Source organism: Pelomonas sp. KK5 (assembly GCF_001984095.1).
Lineage (GTDB): Bacteria > Pseudomonadota > Gammaproteobacteria > Burkholderiales > Burkholderiaceae_C > KK5.
This window is the reverse complement of the sequence record NZ_LYVQ01000389.1, coordinates 1-3,261: the sequence shown is the minus strand read 5'-3', so window position 1 is coordinate 3,261 and position 3,261 is coordinate 1. Positions and strand designations below refer to the sequence as shown.

At 70.7% G+C, this 3,261-nt stretch carries 4 protein-coding genes; all 4 read left to right on the top strand.

Annotated features, from left to right (window positions below):
* The coding region (locus tag B0W88_RS30755; RefSeq protein WP_198937988.1) for a CoA transferase at window positions 1-652 on the top strand (652 nt) is incomplete at its 5' end.
* Window positions 649-1,398, top strand: a complete 750-nt coding sequence (locus B0W88_RS30750) for an SDR family NAD(P)-dependent oxidoreductase (RefSeq protein ID WP_077038288.1) — start codon at window positions 649-651, stop codon at window positions 1,396-1,398. The genes B0W88_RS30755 and B0W88_RS30750, both read left to right, overlap by 4 nt.
* A 12-nt stretch (window positions 1,399-1,410) precedes the next feature.
* A complete protein-coding gene (locus B0W88_RS30745; RefSeq protein WP_077038287.1) occupies window positions 1,411-2,685 on the top strand; it encodes an acyl-CoA dehydrogenase family protein in 1,275 nt (424 codons plus the stop codon).
* On the top strand, window positions 2,682-3,261 hold a 580-nt coding region (locus B0W88_RS30740; protein WP_144007100.1), incomplete at its 3' end, for a phosphotransferase family protein. The genes B0W88_RS30745 and B0W88_RS30740, both read left to right, overlap by 4 nt.

The window sequence follows — 3,261 nt, the reverse complement described above, 5'->3', positions numbered from 1 at the left end:
GCCGCCGATGTGGCTGCGCTTCGGCGTGGGCGACCACCTGGCGGCGCTGGCCTGCGTCTTTGCCGTGCTGCTGGCACTGTATCGGCGCGAGCGGACCGGCGAGGGTCAGGCCGTGGCCTCGTCGCTGCTCGGCGCGATGCTGATGACGGCCAGCGAGGTGGTCGCGCTGCCGGACGGCGGCCTGACGCCTATGGCGCATCTCGACGCCGGCCAGTACGGCCTGGGGCCCGGCGACCGCCTCTATGGCTGCGCGGACGGCTGGCTGATGGTGGCGGCCTGGACAGCGCCAGAACTCGCCGCCTTCGAGAGTGTTGCGGGAGCCAGCCCGGAGATCTTCTTCGCGACCCGGCCGCTGAGCGACGCGCTGGACCTGCTGCGCACCGCCGGCGTGCCCTGCGAGCCCGCCCGCGAAAACCAGCGCGACGCCTTCCTCGACGACCCTCGCCATGCCGTCCTGCGGACGCGTTATGCGCATGCGGGGTACGGCGAGCTGGAGCAGGTCGGCGCGCTGTGGGACTTCGGCGACCTGCCGCTGAACCTGGGGCTGCCGCCGCCGGCGCTGGGCCAGCACAGCCGCGCGCTGCTGCGCGAGCGCGGCTTCACGGAGGCCGCTATCGAGCGCCTCGCCGAACAGGGAATCACCGTGACATGACGACGCCCGCTAATCTTCTCGATTTCAACGGCCGCACGGTCCTCGTCGTCGGCGGCTCCAGCGGCATCGGCAATGGCATTGCCAACGCTTTCCTGGAGCGCGGTGCGCGGGTCCACGTCTGGGGCACACGCCCGGACGCCGCAGCTTATGCCGACGCGCCGGATTCGCGCCTGGCCGGCATCGGCTACAGCCAGGTGGACGTGGCCGACAGCCGCAATGTCGAGGCCGCCAGCCTGCCCTTCGAATCACTGGACGTGCTGGTCCAGTGCCAGGGCACGGTGCTCTACGAGCGCCAGGAATTCAAGACGCCCGGCTTCCGGCAGGTGCTGGACGTCAATCTCACCAGCCTGATGGCCTGCGCCGACCGCTGCTTTGCGGCGCTGCAGGCGGCGCGCGGCACGATGATCGTCGTCAGTTCGGCGGCGGCCTTTCATTCGACGCGCGGCAACCCCGCCTACAACGCCTCCAAGACCGGCGCCTTCGGCCTCACCCGCACGCTGGGCGAGGCCTGGGCCGAGCACGGCATCCGGGTCAACGGCATCGCGCCGGGCCTGGTGGACACCAAGCTGACCCGCGTCACCACCTCGTCGCCCAAGCGCCTGGAGGGCGCGCTGCGCCGCATCCCGCTGGGGCGCCTGGGCACGCCCGAGGACATGGCGCACGTGGCGCTGTTCCTCGCCTCGCCGATGTCCAGCTACATGCTGGGCCAGACCCTGCTGGTCGACGGCGGGATGCTGCTCGCATAAGGCATTACTTCCATGGCATGGGATTTTGAAACCGACCCCGACTTCCAGCGGGAACTCGACTGGATCGACAGCTTCGTCCGCGAGGAGGTCGAGCCGCTGGACGCCGTGCTCGGCAGTCCCTGGGACATCCACGCGCCGAACTTCGAGACGCTGGTGCGGCCGCTGCAGGCCCAGGTGCAGCAGCGCCGGCTGTGGGCCTGCCATCTCGGCCCGGGACTGGGCGGCCAGGGCTATGGCCAGGTGAAGCTCGCGCTGATGAACGAGATCCTCGGCCGCTCGGCCTTCGCGCCGATCGTGTTCGGCTGCCAGGCGCCGGACTCGGGTAATAGCGAGATCCTGGCGCACTACGGCACGCCGGAGCAGAAGCGCCGCTGGCTGGAGCCGCTGCTGGCCAACCGCATCGTTTCTTGCTTCGCGATGACCGAGCCGCAGGGCGGGGCGGACCCGTCCGTGCTGACGACGCGGGCGGTACGTGATGGCGATGGCTGGCGGATCAGCGGCCACAAATGGTTCGCCTCGAACGCCCGCTATGCCGCCTTCTTCATCGTGATGGCGGTGACCGACGAGACGGTTTCCGTCTACGAGGGCACGTCGATGTTCATCGTGCCGGCCGGCACGCCGGGCCTGCGCATCCTGCGCAACAGCGGCTGCGGGGACGAGCCCGAGGCCACCCATGCCTACCTGGAGTTCGACGATGTCCGCGTCGGCGCGGATAGCCTCTTGGGCGCGCCCGGCGAGGCCTTCGCCGTCGCGCAGGTGCGCCTGGGCGGCGGGCGCGTGCACCACGCGATGCGCACCATCGGCCAGGCGCAGAAGGCGCTGGACGCCCTGTGCGAACGCGCGCTCTCGCGCCACACGCAGGGATCGCGCCTGGCGGACAAGCAGATGGTGCAGGAGAAGATCGCCGACTCCTGGATCGAGCTCGAACAGTTCCGCCTGCTGGTGATGCGCACCGCCTGGCGCATCGACAAGTACCAGGACTACCGCCAGGTGCGCAAGGACATCGCCGCGGTCAAGGCCGCGATGCCCAAGGTGCTGCACGACATCGCCGCGCGGGCGCTGCACCTGCACGGCTCGATCGGCGTGTCCAACGAGATGCCCTTCGCAGCGATGGTGAACCGCTCCTTCCAGATCGGCCTGGCCGACGGGCCGACGGAGGTGCACAAGATCACCGTCGCCAAGCAAGTGCTGCGTGGCTACCTTGCCTGCGAGGACACCTTCCCGGCCTACCACCGGCCGACCGTCGAGGCGCGGGCCCGCGCGAAGTTCGCCGGGAGGCTGGCATGAGCTGGCAGGCCGCAGTGGATCTCGATCGCCTTTCCGCGTGGATGGACGGCCAGGGCCTGGTCAAGGGCGACATCTCCGACGTGCGCCCGCTGACCGGCGGCACCCAGAACATCCTCTTGCGCTTCACCCGCGGCGGGCGCGGCTACGTGCTGCGCCGGCCGCCTGCAAGACCTGACCCCCGGGCCGACGCCACGATGGCCCGCGAGGCGCGCGTGCTGGCGGCGCTGGCCGGCAGCGCCGTGCCGCACTCGGCACTGATCGCGGCCTGCGACGACCCGACGGTGCTCGGCGCGGCCTTCTACCTGATGGAGCCCGTCGTCGGCTTCAACCCCTCGGGGCAGCCGTTGCCGGCCCTGCATGCCGCCGAGCGGGACTGGCGACGCGCGATGGGGTTGTCCGCCGTCGACGCCTTGCTGCGCCTGGGTGAAGTGGACTATCGGGCCGCCGGCCTCGAAGGCTTCGGCAAGCCGCAGGGCTTCCTGGAACGGCAGGTCTCGCGCTGGTCTGCTCAGTTGGACAGTTATGCCGGCCTGCCGGGCTGGCCCGGCGTGGCAGGGCTCCCCGGTGTGGAGGCGC

What these genes read in the sequence shown, in the direction of transcription:
- B0W88_RS30745 (WP_077038287.1), top strand. Translation starts at nt 1,411, where the DNA reads ATGGCATGGGATTTTGAAACCGACCCCGACTTCCAGCGGGAACTCGAC.
- B0W88_RS30750 (WP_077038288.1), top strand. Translation starts at nt 649, where the DNA reads ATGACGACGCCCGCTAATCTTCTCGATTTCAACGGCCGCACGGTCCTC.